We start from the raw sequence: 18761 nt of genomic DNA on the forward strand, positions 1-18761 counted from the left end.
TTTTTTATTGGTCTAAATTTTCATTAAATGCCGAAGGGAGCATTTGAGGGATGAATTTTATCAAAATTGGCAAAAGTAAACTTCCACCGGGTAGTAAAAAAATGGTTAACGATGGTATTGTTTTACAAACATCCAACAGTTGCTTTTTCATTCTTTTCTTTTCATTAGTATCCAGTTCTCTGGTGGTTGAAGCCGCAAGTAGTTTTACTAAATCTTTGCTTTCTGTTAATTCCTTCAGTAATCTTTTTTTGTTTCGTGTAATCAACATTACTACACTTTGGGTAGTTTGATCATAAAAATGCTTGATGGGATTAGAATAGTTGAAATAGGGAATATCGTTTCGGTATTTTTTAATAAACTCATCAATCACAGTTAAACTTTCTATAATATAAAAATGCTCTAATTTTAAAATAGAACCTAAATCATATAAAAAAGCAACTTCATTTTTTTCCATTTTTTCATCACTCCAAATCGCCATTCCTGCTAAATCCATGAGGTAAAATTTTTCTAAATCGTTTTCAAGAAAACTAAAATTTAGAGCATTCAAATCACTAATCTTAAACCCTGAAAATTTAGTGTAACGAACAGAGGTTTCAAATAATTTAATTAACAAATCATCATAATGCGATTTATTTGATTTTATTGTTAATGAAAGCGTTACAACACCCACTATAATTTCTTCTAATTTTTGAACATAATCTTTGGTTAGTTCGCCCTTTGTCAAAAAATTATAGAAGGCTAAAACGTCAATAAATAAAAGGGCATTCGTAACAATGTGCGAAAAATTTTTGCTCACAATGTTATCATTTGTTTGAACCCTGGAATCAATGATTTTTTCTAGTTGTATCGCTTTACTTTCAGAAGGTAAAATTTTTTTAAAAAAAGAAAATCCTTTTGGGTGCATGAGGTTATAAAAATCAAAAGCCAAATCAATAAACTTTGATTTTTCGGGATTTTTTTCAATTAATTGATAAATACCAAACAAGGTGTTCACCAAGGCTACTTTAGATACTTCTTCAGAAGTCCAACCATTCATCAATAAAGGCTCTCGTGTGTTAATAGAGACCACATGACCATAGATAAAGCCCGTTTCTCTGGTCTTGCAATAAAAATCTTTGTTGCTGTACAAATTGGTTGTATTCAACAAATGGGATTTGCTGAAAAATTTATCCACCCAACCTTGTGCAGAAGGATTAATCATTGTTTTAATTTTTATACAAAGCTATCATTTTTAAAACAAAAATTCCCGAAAAAACAGTATCGGGAATTTTAAATTTTGGTTATTTTTATTTGAAGTAAGAGAACGTTTCATTGTTCTCAATTTTCAGTAAGGTTTCATAGATTAATTTAATGACATTTTCCACATCCTCCCGATGAACCATTTCTACTGTGGTGTGCATGTATCTTAGTGGCAATGAAATTAAAGCCGAAGCAACTCCACCGTTACTGTAGGCAAAAGCATCTGTGTCTGTTCCTGTAATTCGTGACGAAGCCAATCGCTGAAAGGGAATTTTCTTTTCTTCTGCCGTGTTAATGATTAATTCTCGCAAGTTATTTTGAACGGCAGGAGCATAAGTAATTACCGGACCTTTTCCGATTTGAGTTTCACCTTCAATTTTTTTGTCAATCATTGGTGTGGTGGTGTCGTGACATACATCGGTTACAATTGCAACGTTTGGTTTGATGGTTTTGGTAATCATTTCTGCACCACGCAAACCAACCTCTTCCTGAACAGAATTGGTAATGTATAATCCAAAAGGTAATTTCTTTTTATTTTCATGTAAAAGTCTCGCTACTTCTGCAATCATAAATCCTCCCATTCGGTTATCGATGGCACGGCAAACAAACTTATTTTGGTTCAATACCATAAATTCATCCGGATATGTAATAACACAACCCACATGAACCCCCATTTTTTCAACTTCCTCTTTCGTGGAACAGCCTAAATCAATGAATAAATTATCAATACGAGCCGTTTCTTCTTTGCCACGGTTTCGGGTATGAATAGCCGGCCAGCCAAATACACCTTTTACGATTCCTTTTTTTGTGTGGATATTTACTCTTTTCGAAGGTGCAATTTGATGATCTGAACCTCCATTTCGGATAACATAAATCAATCCGTTATCGGTAATATAATTTACATACCACGAAATTTCATCCGAATGACCCTCAATCACAACTTTGTAGGGAGCATCTGGATTGATGACACCCACAGCCGTACCGTAAGTGTCTGTTATAAAAGTATCTACATACGGTTTTATATAGTCCATCCAAAGTTTTTGACCTTCAGATTCATAGCCGGTTGGAGAAGCATTGTTTAAATAATTTTCTAAAAATACGAGCGATGATTTTTTTAGTATGGTTTTTGCTGACATAGAATTTGTATTTTTTTGCTAAAATATAAATAAGATAACACAGTTATAGTATAAATCTTTACTTTTGATTTTTATTTATGAGAAAAATGAAACCTAATTTACTGTTTTTTGTATTCTTGCTTATTACAAATGTAACTTTCGCACAAGAAGAAACCAAGAAAGATTCTACTGTAATCTATTATTTAATTGGAAATGATTCAATTTTAAGAACTTCTTTGGATTTAGAGGAAGTTGTTGTAACCGGAAAGAAATCAAGTAAAGAAGACGAAGACCGCAAAAAATTTCTTTTGCTTCAACAACGAGTGCTTAAAGTTTATCCCTATGCAAAATTAGCGGCGGATAACTTAACTAGGCTAAATCAAAACATGGGTAAGTTTAAAACAGAAAGAGAAAAAAAGAAATATTTTAAAATTGTCGAAAATTATCTTGAGAACGAATTTGAAGAACAGCTTAAAAAGTTATCGCGTAAGCAAGGCCAAATTTTAGTAAAATTAATTCATCGACAAACGGGAAAAACGACCTACACCCTTGTAAAAGATTTAAAAAGTGGGTGGAAGGCCTTTTGGGCGAGCAACACTGCCAAAGTATTTGACATTGACTTGAAAGAAGAATATGATCCATTTGCTGTTACCGAAGATTTTCTTATTGAAAGTATTTTGATAAAGGCTTTCAATGAAGGAAGATTACAAAGACAACCACCGGCAAAATTTATTGATTATGCAGAACTTTCTGCAACTTGGAAAGATAAAGTTCAAAAAGCAAAAGACAAACAGGCAGAAAATTAATTTTTCAATTAGATTCTAACCTACTTTTACAAAAAAAACTATGACTGTTTGGATACTATTTATTGCTGCAATTTTGGTCTTTTTAGCTTTAGATTTAGGTGTTTTTAATAAAACACCACACATAATCAGCTCGAAAGAAGCTGGAATTTGGACAGGAATTTGGGTTACACTTTCGTTTATTTTTTCCGGAGTTATCTACTGGTTATACCAAAAAGGATACATTGCAAATCCTGAAAGTTATGAACCTGCCATTGCCTCCATGAAATTCATTACCGGATATCTTATTGAGTTGTCCTTGAGTGTTGATAACATATTTGTGATTGCGGTTGTTTTTTCTTCTTTCAAAATTCCGCAGAAATACCAGCACAGGGTTCTTTTTTGGGGTATTCTTGGTGCGATTGTATTTAGAGGTTTGATGATTTTTTTTGGTGTAATTCTGATTAACAAGTTCAGTTGGATGACCTATATTTTCGGATTATTTTTATTATTTACCGCCGGAAAAATGCTATTTAAAAAAGACGAAGAACAATTTAATCCCAAAAAGTCATTTGTTTATCGTAACTTGAGGAAAGTAATGCCTATCACCATGCATATGGAAAAAGAGCATTTTTTCGTAAAAAGGAAACATATTACAGCTGCCACGCCCTTATTTGTAGCTTTGATTGTTATTGAACTCATGGATGTATTATTTGCACTGGACAGTGTGCCGGCAATTTTAGCCATCACACCCGATCCGTTTTTAGTATTTAGTTCTAATATATTTGCTATTTTGGGGTTGCGATCGATGTATTTCTTTTTATCACACATGCTCAATAAATTTGCACACTTGGAATACAGCTTGATAGCAATTCTATCTTTTGTGGGTATAAAAATGCTATTGGTTCACTATTATAAGTTTCCGGAATGGGTTTCATTGGGATTTATTGCACTAGCATTAGGGATTGGAATTGTGGTTTCCCTTCGTAGTAAAGACTAGAAATGGTTGAAAAATAACCTTTTATCGATTTTATATTCCTATCAACAGAAATATTTTTTTTAACTGTATTACTATTCTACTTTTGAATCACCATAAGTTAAGTAGGTTAAGTTTATGGATAAATTTGGGGCAAAAAGGGTGAAAGTAATTTCACCTTTTTTTTTGGTAAAAATTGAAGCAATAAAAAAAGACTTTTGAAATCAAAAGTCTTTTTCGTGTAGTGGTTTTTGGTTTTTGGAATTATAATATACAAAATGTTACCCCAAAAATAAATTTTGGAACATTAGAATAAATTTAAAATTGTGGAATTTTGCTTTTGGAAATTCAAAGGTATGAATAATAGTTGAAAACATAAAAAAAGCTCCTCAAAAAAGAGGAGCTTCCTCCCAAATTTATTCTTAACCCTATAAAGGTAACTTAGTTTCAAAGGTAAACAAAACCAAAAGTGTGACCTAGTAAAATGTTCAATTTTCGATGAAATACGTTAATTAACAGAATGTTAAGATTATCTTTTTTTCAATGATGAATATCATTCTGTTAAAAAAAATTTAGGAAAAAAGTAAACCAAACATAGGTTTTAATATTCTTCTAAAGTTGTTATAATAGAAAAAGCCTTGTAAATCAAAAGATTACAAGGCTTTTGCGGAGAAAGAGGGATTTGACTACCTATTTCAACGTATTCTATAACAGCTTGTTACAATTGAATTTTTATTTGGGTAACCGATTTTACCCCCTTTTGAATCGTAAATAATTCATTTCATTTGTGAGTTGTAAATATACTCATTTGCAACGATATAGCAAATTAAAATTCTACAAACATTACTAAAAATTGAACAAGTTATTAAAGTATTTGATTGTCTACATCTTGATTAAAATCTGTCTGAAGTATTTTTCAATTTTAACCAAAAATCAAATGAGTTACTTGTTCATATTTTATGCCACTATATGTACAGAACTCTTCAATTGTTAAGAACTCATTTTCGAGCTTGTCGAGGTCTTTTTTTATCTTTTGCATTAATCTAGTACTTTGACGATAACTCTTGCCGGTTATTCGTTGTATGTCTTTTGGATAGATGCAAACCCTCTGATTATTCAATTTCATACTTTATCCATGCCTTTGATTGGGCTTTGACTTACTTCTGACTAGCAGAAAATTTTTTGCAATTTAGTTATAATATTTCATACTTATTTATTGGCTATTTATGTTCATTTAAGACACTTGTGTCGATTTTGGACATTTGGTACACTTCAAATTTTTTCCTTTGTGTAATGTGATGTAATCTTTGCTATGATCATTTGAAAGTGTTGCAACAAAATTTATAATGATGGAGTCGTGAGAGGTTTGTGAAAGCAAACCAAATGTTGAATTAAATTTTGAAGTTATGGCTAGACAGAGAGGCATAATTAAATTAAAAGGTACTATCGGAGATATTACTTTTTACAAAACACAGGATGGACACTTAGCCAGAGAAAAAGGCGGAATTGATGCCAGTAGAATCTCAAGTGATCCTGCGTTTCAGAGAACTCGTGAGAATGGTGCGGAATTTGGACGAGCAGGTAAGGCCGGAAAGATTCTCAGAACAGCTTTGAGAGCTCTGCTTTTAAATTCTGCCGACAGCAGAATGGTAAGTAGATTGACCCAACAAATGGTGAGGGTGATTCAGGCTGATGCTGTGAATGAAAGAGGTTTGCGTAATGTGATTGATGGTGAAGCAGAATTGCTTAGCGGTTTTGAGTTTAACATTCGTGGTAAGCTTGGAACTAGCTTGTTTGCTCCCTTTGTTGGAACTATTAACCGTGTAACAGGCGAGATTTCCGTTTCTTTAGCACCCTTTGTGCCGTCAAACATGATTGCAGCACCAACCGGAACCACACATTTTAAAATCATTTCTGCTGGAGCAGAAGTTGATTTTGAAGCTGAAACGTTTGTTGTTGAGAATTCTGAAACCGCTATTTTGCCATGGAATGCTCTTCCAACGGTCGCTATTAACCAAGTGAATGCTGTTACTCCTAACAGTACTAAACCCTTGTTTTTAGCTCTTGGTGTAGAGTTCTATCAGGAAGTTAATGGACAGATGTATCCATTGAAGAATGGTGCATTCAATCCGCTTTCCTTGGTTCAAGTTAGTGGCTTGTAGAAGATGGTTTTATTACTGTCAAGAACTTATTTCCCTGAAGGAACGAATGGTAAACTCGAATGCGAAGGCAAATTGATTTGCATGACAATTGAATTGCCATGGAAGATTAACGAAACGAAGGTTTCCTGCATTCCGGAAGGGAAATATTTTATTAGAAAGCGATATAGTGCAAAATATAAGTGGCATTTGGAAGTGATGGATGTGCTGAATAGAAAGTTTATTCTTTTTCATCCTGCCAATAATGCTCAAAAGGAATTGCAAGGTTGTATTGCTCCTGTTACGAAACTTTCCGGACCGGGTTTAGGTTTGATGTCGAGAAAAGCTTTTACTAAGCTTAAAGACTTTGTTTACAAAGCTTTGGACAGTAAAGAAAGTGTTGAATTAATTATCCAATCTTAATAATAGATTATGAAAAAAATCATTAATAGAGCAAAAGCTCCCACACCAAAATTTTTCAAAGTGCTTCGAACTGTTGGGTTAGCATTAGCTGCCGTTGGCGGAACAGTTTTAGCTGCTCCAATAGCTCTACCTGTTATTGTAACTACCATTGGAGGTTATGTTGCAGTAGCCGGAGGCGTTTTGTCAGCTGCAAGTCAGCTTACTACTACCAATGACAGCAAATAATCCCACCTTGATGGGGACTGCTGGAGGCACGTTTTTAAGTATTGTACCTAATCTTTCCTCTCATGATATCGTAAAAACTGTAATTCTAGCTATTATCGGAGCGGTTGTGAGTTTTACGATTTCGTTATTGCTTAAAAGCCTAAATAAGAAGCACAAAAAATAGTTTAACCCTAGTTGTGGTGACCTTTGGGTTAAACAAATTGAAAGCCAAGTCGTGAGACCTGGCTTTTTTTATATTCTGTAGGGGACATCAGATGGAGAGATTTTAACGTCAAGATATTCATTTTTTTTCAAGAAATCTTTTATTGAGTGCTTATTTAGTTCAAAATTTAGAGAAGGACCAATGATAATCTCAGTTATTGGTAGCTGCTTTATTTTAAATTTTTTATTTTTTTCTAAGTCATCAAGTGCTATCTTGTTTTTTTCTCTAAACTCTTTCTCAAGTTTGTAGTTTGTTTTAAGTTCAAGGTAAGGGACCAATAAGTTGTTTTTACTGGTTCTGTATGATATTATATCTTCGGATTCATTGTAATCTTTATCGATTGACAAATCAAATCTAAATTCCTTTTCTTCGCTGAACGAATTATGTTTAAACTGACCAACAAATTTATCAATAATTTCATTAATTTCTTGAGCAATTATTTTATTAAGGTCTGGTTCATTTAGAGTTTTAAGAACTTGTAATTGAGATAAATAGAAATCATAACAGGTATTGATTATTCTTTCTACAATTTCTTTTTGCTTTTCAAGACTGTATTCGATGTAGATTCCGTTAGCTTTAGGTTGAAAAGTTTCAATTAATTTTTTTAAATCAAGACCTATTGCAATACCCTTTCCGTCATCAGCATACGCTCTCCACTGACTTAATAGATCCCCATCTAATGAAAAACAAGTAACATAGTGATTTGATATTAATTTATCATCTAGTTCTTTTTGAATGGAATTGATTATAATTAAGCCATCTGGATTATTAGTTTTATCTTTCTTTTCTTCAATGCATTTTTTGAATAAATCTATACCATAATAGTATTCCTTTTTATCATTTAAATAAGCAGAGTTACTTGAAAAAAAACATTGATTTTCAACTATTGCTTTCAAGCCGGCTAGATTTGTATAATGATAAAGAGTTTTATTTCTACTTGAAGATTTTTGAAGCGAATTGGTGTCTAATGAAATTTTAAGATCTTTCTCTAAACTTAATTTAAGAGCTTCAAAGACTGGGCTTTTTCTGTTTAAATCCTCTGCCATTTTACTTCTCTTTCTCGCTTGTTATGGCACCCAATAATAGTATAGCAGCACCAACGCCTAATAAAATTTCTAAACCGCTTAGTCCCTCCTTATTTTGTATCTTCTTTTTAGGAGAGATTCTTTCAAACAAATCAACTTTAAATTTTTCCAGACTATTTAAATTATAATCATCAATATACATTTCAATGGGATTTTTACCTTGAAAATCAATATTTTTACCGTTATGGTTTGAATATATTACAATGACCTGATTATCTTTTTTTGATTTTAATGCGTATTCTATTTCTTCTCTAACTGTTTTAGATAAATTGGAGGTTGAAAAAATGACAAACCAATTTGAAGAATCAATATTTGCTTTGGTTTGAGGGGTAAGTCTATTAAAATAATTTCTTTCGGGTAAATAAATAAAATAACCATTTTGCCGACCTTTTCTGAAAAGGTCGATAGCAATATTTTTTTCGTTTATTGAATCCGGGTTGTATGTTATAAATATGCTATTTTGCATAAAATTAGTTGTTTCTACAAAGCTACTAAATGTTGTTAATAAAAGCTACTTATTAACATATCGAAATAAAATTACTCTCCTTAAATCATTAATCAAATTTAAATTTTCATGAAATTGCTTTTCTTTTTGCTCCAAAAGTTTGAGTGTTGCGACGTCTTTTTTGTGCTGCTCAAAATCTTGCATCATTTCATTTGATTTTAACATCAAGTTTTTACAAAAATCGTGGATTCGGATATACGGAATAACAGAACCGATTAGAAATTGATGCCAAAATTTTATCCTCCAAAGTGAGGAAATTATGGCTTTCATGTGTTCGCAATCTTCGGAGCAATAGAGGGTAATTACAAAGCAATTCGGGCATGGTTCATTCAAAGGTTTCCCTGTGTTCATTCCTTTGCTCAGGATGAAAAAATGAGGGTTTGAATAGGTTTCCCCTGTTCGGTGGTGTTTCAATTTAAAATTTATCATAACGTGGCGTTTAAAGAATTACTGACTAGACACACTTTTCCATAAAATTTTTTCAAAAGAAAAAAAAGAAAAAAAAGAAAGCACTGACGCCAAGTGGAGGGTTTCAAAAAAGCAAGTTTTTTTTAAAAAATACTACCACCCAGATTCGTCCTTTGGAAGTCGGGATTTGTGGTTGAGTAGATATATTCTGATGAAAATGTATGGGTGGTGGAGATTTTTTAAAAAACCCGGAGGGCTTGAACTTGCTTTTTTGTAAACCCGGAACTTAACTTTGCTACCTTTTTTTTATTTTTTATTTTTTGAATCTCAAGCACACTTTTGCTTTGGAACGAGGATTTTGTTGTTTCGGAGTTGGGTTCGTTGTGCAAGGGTTTCCAATTTTGGGGCTGGATGAAAAATCCAATAACAATAGCAACGCTTTTCATCCAGAACCGAAATTTGAAACTCTTGCTGCACTGTTTGATTTTTGAGGGTGCTTGTAAGTGTTCAGTTTGCACAAAGTAGTTGGCAGTTGATTCGGAGATGTGTGGCACCTTCAAAAAACAATGCAAATACTACCGCTTTTTTTAAAGTGTTTAGGATAAAATTTTTGCGGCGACCGGTTGACTCTCGTTCGGAGTTGGGTTCGTTGTGCAAGGGTTTCAAATTTTGGTGCTGGATGAAAAAACAAAATCAATAATAACGCTTTTTATCCGGAACCAAAATTGGAAACTCTTGCTGCACTGTTTGATTTTTGAGGGTGCTTGTAAGTGAATTGAAAATAGAAATAAGCAAATGTTTCATTCGGAGAAGAGTAGCACCTTCAAAAAACAATGCAAATACTACCGCTTTTTTAAAGTGTAAAGAAGAATTTAAATTCGGAGGAAGAGCAAGTGTATAGTTTTTATTTGCTGAGCAGTATATCTTCTGATTGCTTTTATGGGGTGCTGATGCCCAGATAAAGTTTAAAATTTTAGGGCTTTAAAGAAAAAAAGTAGTTGAAAGCAGCGGGGCATCGGCAAACCAAAAAGCAATAACCACTACTTCTTTGAGCAAATAAAAACTATACTCTTGCGGGTGAATTTATATTTTGAGGTTGCCAGAAAGTGTTCAGTAATCAGAATTAAGTGTTCAGTTAATCGGAGATGGATAGCAACTTCAAAATATAATGCAAATGCTACCGATTTAAGCGGTTAGTTGATAAAGACAAATGATGTAACGTTCTTTGAATTATGGCTTTCTAGCGAAGGATAAACGTTCTTATGAAAACACAAAGTAAGACCCGCGAAGCCACGTGTTTTTTGAAGCTGGGTGGTGAGAGGAAAGCGAAAAAAATGTGTGGCTGGAGCGGGGCTTTCGAGCGTGGGGTGAGCGGCTTTTTTACATAATGTTATTATAGGGCTATGACCACTTTTGAATGTGATTAGATTTTTTTTTATAGCCCTATAATGCCACATTATGTAAAGAAGCTTTGGGAAAAGTTTTTGTTGCTTATTACCATTTTGTTCCGGAGTGGAGAACGTCTGGCATACAAAAACTTTTGGAGCGTTGGGAAGGAGTGGCAATTGGAAATAAATAATTGTTTTATTTTCTAACATTAATTTGTTTGATATTAAAACATTTTGTATATTTGCATAATTAATCTATAATTGAAAATTATGATATTTCAAATTTCACAAGATCAAATAGGTCAACGTATAGCTGAATTGAGAAGGAGAAAACAATTCTCTCAAGAAGACTTGGCGAAAATGGTTGGTATATCCAGACCTTCTTTGACACAAATTGAATTAGGTAAAAGAAGCTTGAATATTATGGAGTTACAAAAGTTTGGACAAGTATTGGGTTTTTCTCTTGATGATTTTATGTCTGAAAAATTTTCATTAGAAACTTTAGATTTTTCTGAAGAAAATAAAGAAAAAAGTGTTACCGATAGGATTTCAGTACCTTCTTTAAAGGTAAGTAAAATGAAAAATATTTTGCTTTATATTTTAGAGCGTTGTGCCGGAAAACCAAATGTGGGAGAGACTGTTTTGTATAAGCTATTGTATTTTTCAGATTTTAATTATTATGAATTATATGAAGAGCAATTGACAGGTGCCTCTTATCGTAAATTGCCTTTTGGACCGGTTCCTCAAAATCTGGATATCATTATTAATGATATGATAGAAAGTGAACAAATACAACGCTTACGAACGGATTATCATGGATATCTGCAAACTCGATACATTCCATTGGTTAAAGCCGATTTAACAGGATTTAAGGCAAGTGAGAAAGAAGTTATCGATAGAGTGATTGAGCAAATGAGCGATTGGTCAGCATTGGCAGTAAGTAATTATTCTCATAAGGATATTCCTTGGATGGTTTCTAAAGATGGTGAAGAAATCAATTATGAATTAGCCTTTTATCGTGAGCCTCCGTTCTCCGTTAGGAACTATGAAGAAGATGATGCCTTATGATTGAATTTGAAGAAATAGCTCCTTTTAAGAAGGATTTTAAATCTCTATTAAAGAAGTATAAGACCTTAGTTGATGACCTTGAAACTGTGAAGAAAGTATTGGAACTTCTTCCTGAAGATAGACCTCCTTTTAGTTATAGAATTGATAATTTAGGAATAGAAAGTTGTGTTATAAAAGTAAAAAAAATAGCTTGTAAATCGCTTAAAGGAAAAGGAGTTAATTCAGGCTTACGTTTGGTTTATGCTTATTTTGAAAAAGAAAACCGAATAGTATTTGTAGAAGTTTATCATAAGAATGATAAAGAAAATGAAGATAGAGAACGGATTTTAGAATATTTTAAATGATTTGATTATGAAAATGAGCGTAAATGTAGGACATGTTGGTGTTATCAATCTAATAAATGGGTTATCCTTTACTTATGGCATAAAAAAGTATTTGATGAAGACTAATACCATGGTTTATTATACACAAAAAGGAATTGATACATTTTTAGTTAATAACCCTACTGTAGAAGAACAACATACAATTGACAACCTAAATGCAAAAAGTGAAAGTGCCTTGATAAGACTAGGTTACTTGGGTAAAATAAAAATGGATGAAGTGAAAAACTATTCCTAAAAAAACCGAAGCTTATGGAATAATGCTTCGGTCAGACGAAATTAAATCTTTGGACGGATGTTTATTTCTTCTGCAAAAGTAATAGAATTCTATTTATTACCTAATTATTCCTTGGGTTTTTAATCAAACGCCTCAGTTTTAAATAGTTTGATTGGAATATATTTGATAGCCATGGCAAAAAATGGTACACCCGGAGATGGGCATCGTAATGGTGCCGTGAAAGGAAGAAGTCAGACTTATAATTCAAAAACTGAACAGTATGTTAAACGCGATACGAGTACTGGTCGTTTTATGGATGTTAAGCAAGACGGAACGCCTTTTAAAGGAGTAAGAAAAGAGAAGTGATTTTCTTTTAGGTAGCTGATATGACACAGCTTGGTGTTGTCTGAATTCTATTAACCTCTAATTAAAACACATGAGAAGTTTAACTAAGTACCCTTCGAGGGAACATGCTACGCTTTGCTATAAAAATACCTGTACTACAGTTTATGGTGAAACGGCTCAATTTGTGAATGCTGTTATTGTAACTATCACTGTAGTTGTAGCAATAGGTTTGATTGCCAAAGCATTGAAGTAATTGAATTAAAAGAGTTTTACATGAGTAAAACTCTTTTTAAAATTTTTTAAAAACATATATGGAAAAGAAAACGTTTAAAATACTGTCTATTGATGGTGGTGGAATAAAAGGACTTTACAGTGCTTCTATTTTAGCTTCTTTTGAGGCTAAAACAGGAAAAAGAATTACTGATCATTTTGATATGATATGCGGTACTTCAACCGGTGGATTAATTGCCATTGGACTTGCTAATGGGATGAGTGCTCAATCTTTGGTTGATTTGTATGTAACAAAAGGTTCTGTACTATTTCCAACCTCAAACAATACTTTTATGAGAAGTTTCCAAAATTCATATAAAACCATAAAACAAATTTTCTTTTCCAATAAACATTCTGTAAAACCATTGAAAAGTATTTTGGAGGATTTATTTGAAGAAAAGACCATGAAGGATGCCAATAATTTACTTTGTATACCAAGTTTTAATTTGACTAGTGGTCAGCCTAAAGTTTTTAAAAAATCCGGAAATCAAACGGAACATTTTGTAGACGATGCAATTAAATTTGTAGATATAGCATTGGCCACTTCTGCAGCACCAAGTTACTACCCTATTCATGAGCACAATGAATTTTTATATACTGATGGAGGGGTTTGGGCTAATAATCCTTCGCTTTGTGGTTTATTAGAAGCTATTGATTATTATGTAGGGGAAGGAAAAGATTATGACGATTTTAGTATTTTATCCATTTCGAGTATTACTACACCTAATGGATGGGTGTCAACCTCCAATAAATCAAAATCAATCATTGGTTGGAATAAAAAATTGTTTGAAACGGCTATGGATGGACAGTCTTATTTTACGGATTATTTTTTAAAAAAAGTTATCCCTAAAATACAACCTAAAGGTGATTACATTAGAATTGAATCACCAAAGTTGTCACCTTCTCAAATGAATGTAATTACTATGGATAGAGCAGATAAAAAGACTTTATCCACTATACGAACCTTAGGAAATCAAGTTGGGAATACCTACGCAACAAATCCAAAGATTTTAGCATTTTTTAAATCAATTAAGAACTATAAAAACATATAAAAAAATGGCAAATTGTCACAGCTTGTTTGGAGAATATAATACCGAAATTTCTCTGACGTCAAATAAGAAAACAAAGATGACCACTTCTAAAGATGGTTTGAGAGAGCGAATTAGAAAATACTTTAAGGAACATCATCCTGAATACATACCTAAGTTTTATATACAAGGCTCTTATAAAATGAAGACTGGTATTAGAACTAAGGATGATATTTGTGATTTGGACGATGGGGTTTATTTTTTCAGAACTCCTGACGTTACTGCTACTACATTACAGAATTGGATATGGGATGCTGTAAATGGTTATACCTCAACTTCTCCGGAACATAGAAAAAAATGTATTCGTAATATCTTTTCCGGTGATTACGAAATTGATATTCCTGTTTATTATAAAATAGATGCTCAAGAGTATAAGCTAGCCGTTAAAAATAATGGTTGGGAAGATAGTGACCCGAAAGCACTGATTGATTGGTTTAACGATAAGAAGGATGCCAATGGAAAAATGAATAAAGCTATTAAGGAGTTAAAGGCATGGTGCGATTATAAAAGAAATAAAATGCCAAGTGGACTTGCAATGACTATTTTAGCTATGAAAGCTAAAGATAAAATTGTACTTAATGATAGAGATGATATTTTGTTGACCGATATTTTAAGAGAAATTAAAAAGGCATTAGCTCTAAAATTTGAATGTATAGTACCTGTAACACCGAAGGATGATTTGTTTGCGGATTATGATTCTACTCGAAAAAATAATTTTCTAACTAATTTAGATAATTTTCTTGCTGATGCTGAAGCAGCTTTAAAAGAAACAAATCAACTAAAAGCTAGTAGATTTTGGCAAAAACATTTGGGCACTCGTTTTCCAGATGGTGAGGATAAAAATGAGCAATCTAACAGTAATGCTGCCACTACTAGTGGAGCCGCATTATCTAGACCTTGGGGAAAATAAGAAATGAATGGTTATCTCGTATTTGAACAAGAGGCAAAAGAAGTTGTTGAGAAATACAAGGAATTATCATTTAAAATTGAAGATGGAGTTCCTTGTATTTTTGGTTCTTTAATTTTGAGTAATGAGTATGGAGGTATTGAAGATTCGTATCAAGTTGAAATAAAGCCAGTTGATGATTATCCAAATCGTTTTCCATTAGTATTTGAAACTGGCGGTCGTATTCCAAGAAATATTGATTGGCATATTTTTGAACAAACCGGCAATTGTTGTATCGCTTCGCCACCGGAAGAAATAATCATTTGTAACAATGGAATAACGCTTACTTCATTTATTGACAATCAGGTCAAAAACTATTTTTACGGTCAAATTTTTAGAAATCAAAATGGCTATTTTTTAAAAGAAAGATCACATGGAAATAAAGGTTGGATAGAGTTTTTTGAAGAATCCTTTATGACTGACAATATTTTTAATATTGAATTTGGGTTAAATCAAATTATAGAAGGAAAAAAAATTGATAGGGTTTCCATGTGTTTTTGTGGAAGTGGTAAAAAATATAGAAAGTGTCATAAAAAGAGCTATGATGTTTTATCAAAATTAAGTTTGGATAATGTTAAGCTGTTTTTAAATGCCTTAAGAGAAACTAACGAATATAAAATTGCTGTTTATCAGAGAAATCAACTAATAATTAGATAGTTTTTTTTACTGATGTAGGTCACAGGTTTGAATCCTAATTAGGCTTTATCTCTTATTGCATAAGGGAAGTTTTTGACCCACAAAAAAACTGTGTGACAAAAAAGTTAAAAAAAGGTTTTTTTAAAAAGTGAAAATATAGGTGTATCATTTTTAGCAGCCACTAAAAGGGTTGCTATATTTGCTAGGATTGCAATGATACTTTCTATATTCATACTTTAAATATAAATTATAATTTCTAATTGTATTTAACACTAAAAAATTAAATCAACTTGTAAATTCTCAATAAGGTACTAGAGCTTTTTTAAATTTTAATTTATCTGCTAACTCATCATTATCATCTTCTCGCATTGCTGTTATAATTTCATCGTATTGACTGATAAAAATATCGATTAGCTTATTACCATCTATTAAGTTTATTGCTACTTTATCTATGTCTTGAGCATTCTCTGTAGCTTTTTTATCGAATTTACTCAAAGTAATGAAACAACCTTGGTAATCTTTTTTCATTGCACCACGAAATGCAGCAATGTCTTTCCATTTTATACTATTTGACTCGTACCTTTTTACTTGCACTTGCAAGTTTATAGCTGCCATACCATATATGCTTAAAACACCTTCAAAATCAATGCCTCCATCTCCGATGCCTCCTTGTTTTTCATCTGTTTTTTCAAAGCCAATTGTTTGCAATAAATAGCTCACAAATATTTCAAATTCAAAACCATCTAGTTCTAGAAACTTCTTTTTTATAGTTTCATGAATATTAAACTCTTGTATTTCCTTTTGCTTAGTACTGGTGGTTAAATTATAGTGCTTTAGAATTTCATTACCATTAGCCAAATTAAATACCGTTAAACTACTTCTCAATGTGTTTTGCATTGGAATACTTAGTATTTGTCTGTCTAATGTTTGTGGAAACCAGTCTACTTTTTTTCTTTGATAATAGCGAGATGTAGTGTCTTTTTCATGGTATATATCTGAAGTTACTTTGCCTACTAGTAATCTATTATCGGAATATGGAGTAATTACTATATCGCCAATTTTTATGTCATTAATAAATCGATATACTTGGCCGGCATTTTGACTTACTCGCATATTACCGTCTTTAGAAAAAACTTTTTTATATAAGTCTTTTATATCTTCTCTTGAAAACGATTTGTCAATTAATTGGTCAAACCATCCAATTGCCACATAATTGTTTTCTTTAAATGCGTTTGTATATCTACCGAAATCTGATCTTACTACGTATACTTTCATGGTTTATCCCAATATTATTTTTTCTACTTCTGCTTTAGCGTTTTCTAACATTTTATTTGCTTCTTGTTTTAGCCTTTTAGCTTCTTCTCTAATTTTAAAAATATTTAAAGCAATCTCATTTTGTTTGTTAATAGGAGGTAATACAAATGGTAAAGATTTGTATTCTTGTGAATTAATATTTGGTTGGGCTGATGGTCTTTGAATTGCAGATATCCAATATTTATAAAATTTAGAATTTAGATAGTAGAAAACAAAATCAGGATTAGCTTTGTTAGTATCAATAACAAAACGAATCATATAACCTGCAAAGATCGCTTCTAATTTTTCTTCTTTAAAAATATAACTTTTCCCAACAGTTGCTCCTGTTCTTGCTATTAGAATATCATTAAATTCTAAAATATAGTTTTCATTAATAGTGTTAGCTGTTTTCCAAATATCATTTTTTAAATTACCAAACTCATCAATATCTGTAATTCTAATATATCTTACACCTTGATTTTTTGTGCCTTCAATTGCTTCTTCATTGGCACCATATTGAGGAGATTTTAATAAGATATTTTTAAAATGTGTGAACTCATATTTTGAATTTCTACCTAATAAATATTTCTTTTTTGATAAATAATCTGGATCAAAACGACTGCCTGTCAATTCTGATAAAGATGTAGTGAAGATTCTTTGCTCTACACTAATTAGTTCTTGTGGTAATTCAATACCTAATTCCTCTAATAAATAAATATCAATATTATCAAGAAGTTTTTTTGCTTTTTGTTCTTTTTGTATTTTATTCTGATAGGCTTTGTTGTATATAGCAACAATTTCTTTTTGTATTGGTAATGGAGGTAATGGAATTTTAAGGTTTTTTACTGCTTCTTGAGACAAGCTTCCCATAATTGCTCCTATCGAATGTCTTAGAAATTGTTTTTGACCAGCATTTGAATTAAAAAATATTTCTAAATATTTAGAATTTACTTTTGATTGATTTAATTCAATGTAAAATACTTCTGAACTAATAATATAATCATAATCTTGATCCAAAGATAAAGCATTACCAAAAGTTCCTTTTCGAGTTAGTAAAAGATTTCCTTGTTTTAACTGAATATTTTTAGAAATTTTTGATGAGTCAAATTCAATATATTGCATTTTATTAAAGTCAAACTCTCCGGGCTTTACATTTGCTACTTTTATATATGGAGTTCCTTCATCTTTATAATCTCTAAAATCAAATCCATTATTGATAGAAACAATGATTTCTCTAAAAGGAATAATATCATATTTAGAATTATTAAACCTTTGATCTAAAATCTGAAATTCATATTTATAAAAATATGCATCTAATCTTCCTTCAGTATCTTTTCTATTTACAAGGAAAATTTTATTTAGATCTATTATTTCTGGAACTATATAATTCATTTAATTGATTTTAAATTCCTTTTTCAATAATTCAGTTAGGTTTCTGGTAATAACACCCTTAATTGCATTGTAGTAAACGTTTTTATCGTATGGAATGTATTGTAGTTTATCCATATCAAAAGGTGCAATAGTTTCATCTTGCTCTGCTTTTATTAGAATCATCGGTTTATCTTGTCCTTCTGCATAGCCAACTTCAAAAATTACATTTTGGTTACAACCTGTGATGTCTGCAATAAAGACATCGCACTCTTTAATCTTTTCTATTAATCTAGCATCAATTCGTTGACTTTTGCCACTAAAACGCATTATAGGTATAAGTTCTACCTCAACATTAAGTTTTTTTGATGTTGCTATGCATATCTCTTTAAAAAGATTATTGTACTCGTTTACTTCTGGATGACTCCAATATGGCATTGCAACAAACACTTGATATTTTCTTTTTTCATGTACTTGATCAAATATCTTAATGACACTTTTTACTTTAATTTCATTTAATTCAAAAATTTGATTGGTTATTGCAAATTCCGGTCAAATTGACCACCCAATTCCGATTTAAAGTGACCACCTGATTTCGGTTGAAAGTGACCACCCAATTTCGGTTCAAATTGACCACCCCGATTTTTCACCTAAAATTACTTTT

21 protein-coding genes are annotated in these 18761 nt (G+C 31.7%); 13 read left to right on the forward strand and 8 right to left on the reverse strand.

The window, feature by feature from the left end:
- Positions 1-4: 4 nt before the first annotated feature.
- The gene (locus tag ACIQ0M_RS06305; protein WP_396150847.1) at positions 5-1201 is read right to left on the reverse strand and encodes an LETM1-related biofilm-associated protein; all 1197 of its coding nucleotides are present in this window, start codon (positions 1199-1201) and stop codon (positions 5-7) included.
- 85 nt (positions 1202-1286) lie between these two features.
- Positions 1287-2375, reverse strand: a complete 1089-nt coding sequence (locus ACIQ0M_RS06310; RefSeq protein WP_396150849.1) for a M42 family metallopeptidase — start codon at positions 2373-2375, stop codon at positions 1287-1289.
- 86 nt (positions 2376-2461) lie between these two features.
- Between ACIQ0M_RS06310 and ACIQ0M_RS06315 the strand changes: the two genes are divergently transcribed.
- The 5 genes from ACIQ0M_RS06315 (at position 2462) to ACIQ0M_RS06335 (ending at position 6898) form a co-directional block, all read left to right on the forward strand.
- The gene (locus ACIQ0M_RS06315) at positions 2462-3160 is read left to right on the forward strand and encodes a DUF4294 domain-containing protein (protein WP_396150851.1); all 699 of its coding nucleotides are present in this window, start codon (positions 2462-2464) and stop codon (positions 3158-3160) included.
- A gap of 40 nt (positions 3161-3200) precedes the next feature.
- Positions 3201-4136 carry a TerC family protein gene (locus ACIQ0M_RS06320; RefSeq protein ID WP_396150853.1) on the forward strand — a complete coding sequence of 312 codons (936 nt, stop codon included), beginning with the start codon at positions 3201-3203 and terminating at the stop codon, positions 4134-4136.
- A gap of 1382 nt (positions 4137-5518) precedes the next feature.
- On the forward strand, positions 5519-6274 hold the full coding sequence (locus tag ACIQ0M_RS06325) for a hypothetical protein (protein WP_396150855.1): 756 nt from the start codon (positions 5519-5521) through the stop codon (positions 6272-6274).
- Between the two features lie 3 nt (positions 6275-6277).
- Complete coding sequence (locus ACIQ0M_RS06330) at positions 6278-6673, forward strand: DUF5675 family protein (protein ID WP_396150857.1); 396 nt, start codon at positions 6278-6280, stop codon at positions 6671-6673.
- Between the two features lie 9 nt (positions 6674-6682).
- Positions 6683-6898 carry a hypothetical protein gene (locus tag ACIQ0M_RS06335; RefSeq protein WP_396150858.1) on the forward strand — a complete coding sequence of 72 codons (216 nt, stop codon included), beginning with the start codon at positions 6683-6685 and terminating at the stop codon, positions 6896-6898.
- A gap of 231 nt (positions 6899-7129) precedes the next feature.
- Here ACIQ0M_RS06335 and ACIQ0M_RS06340 read toward each other — a convergent pair whose 3' ends face one another.
- The 3 genes from ACIQ0M_RS06340 to ACIQ0M_RS06350 are packed head-to-tail and all read right to left on the reverse strand — an operon-like array spanning position 7130 to position 9119.
- Positions 7130-8146 (reverse strand): DUF2971 domain-containing protein, encoded by a 1017-nt coding sequence (locus ACIQ0M_RS06340; protein ID WP_396150860.1) that lies wholly within the window; start codon positions 8144-8146, stop codon positions 7130-7132.
- 1 nt (position 8147) lies between these two features.
- Positions 8148-8651: a hypothetical protein gene (locus tag ACIQ0M_RS06345; RefSeq protein WP_396150862.1), complete on the reverse strand. Its 504-nt coding sequence runs from the start codon at positions 8649-8651 to the stop codon at positions 8148-8150.
- A 45-nt stretch (positions 8652-8696) separates the two neighbouring features.
- The gene (locus ACIQ0M_RS06350) at positions 8697-9119 is read right to left on the reverse strand and encodes a DUF6943 family protein (protein ID WP_396150864.1); all 423 of its coding nucleotides are present in this window, start codon (positions 9117-9119) and stop codon (positions 8697-8699) included.
- A gap of 1637 nt (positions 9120-10756) precedes the next feature.
- On the opposite strand from ACIQ0M_RS06350, the gene ACIQ0M_RS06355 reads away from it, so the two are divergent.
- The 8 genes from ACIQ0M_RS06355 to ACIQ0M_RS06390 all read left to right on the forward strand — a co-directional run bounded on the left by ACIQ0M_RS06355 (position 10757) and on the right by ACIQ0M_RS06390 (position 15457).
- A complete protein-coding gene (locus ACIQ0M_RS06355; protein WP_396150866.1) occupies positions 10757-11554 on the forward strand; it encodes a type II toxin-antitoxin system antitoxin SocA domain-containing protein in 798 nt (265 codons plus the stop codon).
- A complete protein-coding gene (locus ACIQ0M_RS06360; RefSeq protein ID WP_396150868.1) occupies positions 11551-11898 on the forward strand; it encodes a hypothetical protein in 348 nt (115 codons plus the stop codon). The genes ACIQ0M_RS06355 and ACIQ0M_RS06360 overlap by 4 nt, the downstream gene beginning before the upstream one ends.
- A gap of 94 nt (positions 11899-11992) precedes the next feature.
- Entirely contained in the window at positions 11993-12172 is a 180-nt protein-coding gene (locus ACIQ0M_RS06365) for a hypothetical protein (protein WP_396150870.1), read from the forward strand.
- 147 nt (positions 12173-12319) lie between these two features.
- Entirely contained in the window at positions 12320-12517 is a 198-nt protein-coding gene (locus tag ACIQ0M_RS06370; RefSeq protein ID WP_396150890.1) for a hypothetical protein, read from the forward strand.
- A 70-nt stretch (positions 12518-12587) separates the two neighbouring features.
- Positions 12588-12749: a hypothetical protein gene (locus ACIQ0M_RS06375; protein WP_396150872.1), complete on the forward strand. Its 162-nt coding sequence runs from the start codon at positions 12588-12590 to the stop codon at positions 12747-12749.
- 58 nt (positions 12750-12807) lie between these two features.
- The gene (locus ACIQ0M_RS06380) at positions 12808-13818 is read left to right on the forward strand and encodes a CBASS cGAMP-activated phospholipase (protein WP_396150874.1); all 1011 of its coding nucleotides are present in this window, start codon (positions 12808-12810) and stop codon (positions 13816-13818) included.
- Positions 13819-13822: 4 nt separating this feature from the next.
- On the forward strand, positions 13823-14764 hold the full coding sequence (locus tag ACIQ0M_RS06385) for a cyclic GMP-AMP synthase DncV-like nucleotidyltransferase (RefSeq protein ID WP_396150876.1): 942 nt from the start codon (positions 13823-13825) through the stop codon (positions 14762-14764).
- A 3-nt stretch (positions 14765-14767) separates the two neighbouring features.
- Positions 14768-15457, forward strand: a complete 690-nt coding sequence (locus ACIQ0M_RS06390) for an SEC-C metal-binding domain-containing protein (RefSeq protein ID WP_396150878.1) — start codon at positions 14768-14770, stop codon at positions 15455-15457.
- A 279-nt stretch (positions 15458-15736) separates the two neighbouring features.
- Here ACIQ0M_RS06390 and ACIQ0M_RS06395 read toward each other — a convergent pair whose 3' ends face one another.
- The 3 genes from ACIQ0M_RS06395 to ACIQ0M_RS06405 are packed head-to-tail and all read right to left on the reverse strand — an operon-like array spanning position 15737 to position 18535.
- Complete coding sequence (locus ACIQ0M_RS06395) at positions 15737-16711, reverse strand: restriction endonuclease (protein ID WP_396150880.1); 975 nt, start codon at positions 16709-16711, stop codon at positions 15737-15739.
- Positions 16712-16714: 3 nt separating this feature from the next.
- Positions 16715-18121 carry a restriction endonuclease subunit S gene (locus ACIQ0M_RS06400; RefSeq protein WP_396150882.1) on the reverse strand — a complete coding sequence of 469 codons (1407 nt, stop codon included), beginning with the start codon at positions 18119-18121 and terminating at the stop codon, positions 16715-16717.
- Positions 18122-18535: a nucleoside 2-deoxyribosyltransferase gene (locus ACIQ0M_RS06405; RefSeq protein WP_396150888.1), complete on the reverse strand. Its 414-nt coding sequence runs from the start codon at positions 18533-18535 to the stop codon at positions 18122-18124.
- Between the last annotated feature and the right edge of the window lie 226 nt (positions 18536-18761).

The organism is Flavobacterium sp. (genome assembly GCF_044339515.1).
Taxonomy (GTDB): Bacteria; Bacteroidota; Bacteroidia; order Flavobacteriales; family Flavobacteriaceae; genus Flavobacterium.

What these genes read in the sequence shown, in the direction of transcription:
- ACIQ0M_RS06305 (WP_396150847.1), bottom strand. Translation starts at nt 1,201, where the DNA reads ATGATTAATCCTTCTGCACAAGGTTGGGTGGATAAATTTTTCAGCAAA.
- ACIQ0M_RS06310 (WP_396150849.1), bottom strand. Translation starts at nt 2,375, where the DNA reads ATGTCAGCAAAAACCATACTAAAAAAATCATCGCTCGTATTTTTAGAA.
- ACIQ0M_RS06315 (WP_396150851.1), top strand. Translation starts at nt 2,462, where the DNA reads ATGAAACCTAATTTACTGTTTTTTGTATTCTTGCTTATTACAAATGTA.
- ACIQ0M_RS06320 (WP_396150853.1), top strand. Translation starts at nt 3,201, where the DNA reads ATGACTGTTTGGATACTATTTATTGCTGCAATTTTGGTCTTTTTAGCT.
- ACIQ0M_RS06325 (WP_396150855.1), top strand. Translation starts at nt 5,519, where the DNA reads ATGGCTAGACAGAGAGGCATAATTAAATTAAAAGGTACTATCGGAGAT.
- ACIQ0M_RS06330 (WP_396150857.1), top strand. Translation starts at nt 6,278, where the DNA reads ATGGTTTTATTACTGTCAAGAACTTATTTCCCTGAAGGAACGAATGGT.
- ACIQ0M_RS06335 (WP_396150858.1), top strand. Translation starts at nt 6,683, where the DNA reads ATGAAAAAAATCATTAATAGAGCAAAAGCTCCCACACCAAAATTTTTC.
- ACIQ0M_RS06340 (WP_396150860.1), bottom strand. Translation starts at nt 8,146, where the DNA reads ATGGCAGAGGATTTAAACAGAAAAAGCCCAGTCTTTGAAGCTCTTAAA.
- ACIQ0M_RS06345 (WP_396150862.1), bottom strand. Translation starts at nt 8,651, where the DNA reads ATGCAAAATAGCATATTTATAACATACAACCCGGATTCAATAAACGAA.
- ACIQ0M_RS06350 (WP_396150864.1), bottom strand. Translation starts at nt 9,119, where the DNA reads ATGATAAATTTTAAATTGAAACACCACCGAACAGGGGAAACCTATTCA.
- ACIQ0M_RS06355 (WP_396150866.1), top strand. Translation starts at nt 10,757, where the DNA reads ATGATATTTCAAATTTCACAAGATCAAATAGGTCAACGTATAGCTGAA.
- ACIQ0M_RS06360 (WP_396150868.1), top strand. Translation starts at nt 11,551, where the DNA reads ATGATTGAATTTGAAGAAATAGCTCCTTTTAAGAAGGATTTTAAATCT.
- ACIQ0M_RS06365 (WP_396150870.1), top strand. Translation starts at nt 11,993, where the DNA reads ATGAAGACTAATACCATGGTTTATTATACACAAAAAGGAATTGATACA.
- ACIQ0M_RS06375 (WP_396150872.1), top strand. Translation starts at nt 12,588, where the DNA reads ATGAGAAGTTTAACTAAGTACCCTTCGAGGGAACATGCTACGCTTTGC.
- ACIQ0M_RS06380 (WP_396150874.1), top strand. Translation starts at nt 12,808, where the DNA reads ATGGAAAAGAAAACGTTTAAAATACTGTCTATTGATGGTGGTGGAATA.
- ACIQ0M_RS06385 (WP_396150876.1), top strand. Translation starts at nt 13,823, where the DNA reads ATGGCAAATTGTCACAGCTTGTTTGGAGAATATAATACCGAAATTTCT.
- ACIQ0M_RS06390 (WP_396150878.1), top strand. Translation starts at nt 14,768, where the DNA reads ATGAATGGTTATCTCGTATTTGAACAAGAGGCAAAAGAAGTTGTTGAG.
- ACIQ0M_RS06395 (WP_396150880.1), bottom strand. Translation starts at nt 16,711, where the DNA reads ATGAAAGTATACGTAGTAAGATCAGATTTCGGTAGATATACAAACGCA.
- ACIQ0M_RS06400 (WP_396150882.1), bottom strand. Translation starts at nt 18,121, where the DNA reads ATGAATTATATAGTTCCAGAAATAATAGATCTAAATAAAATTTTCCTT.
- ACIQ0M_RS06405 (WP_396150888.1), bottom strand. Translation starts at nt 18,535, where the DNA reads ATGCCATATTGGAGTCATCCAGAAGTAAACGAGTACAATAATCTTTTT.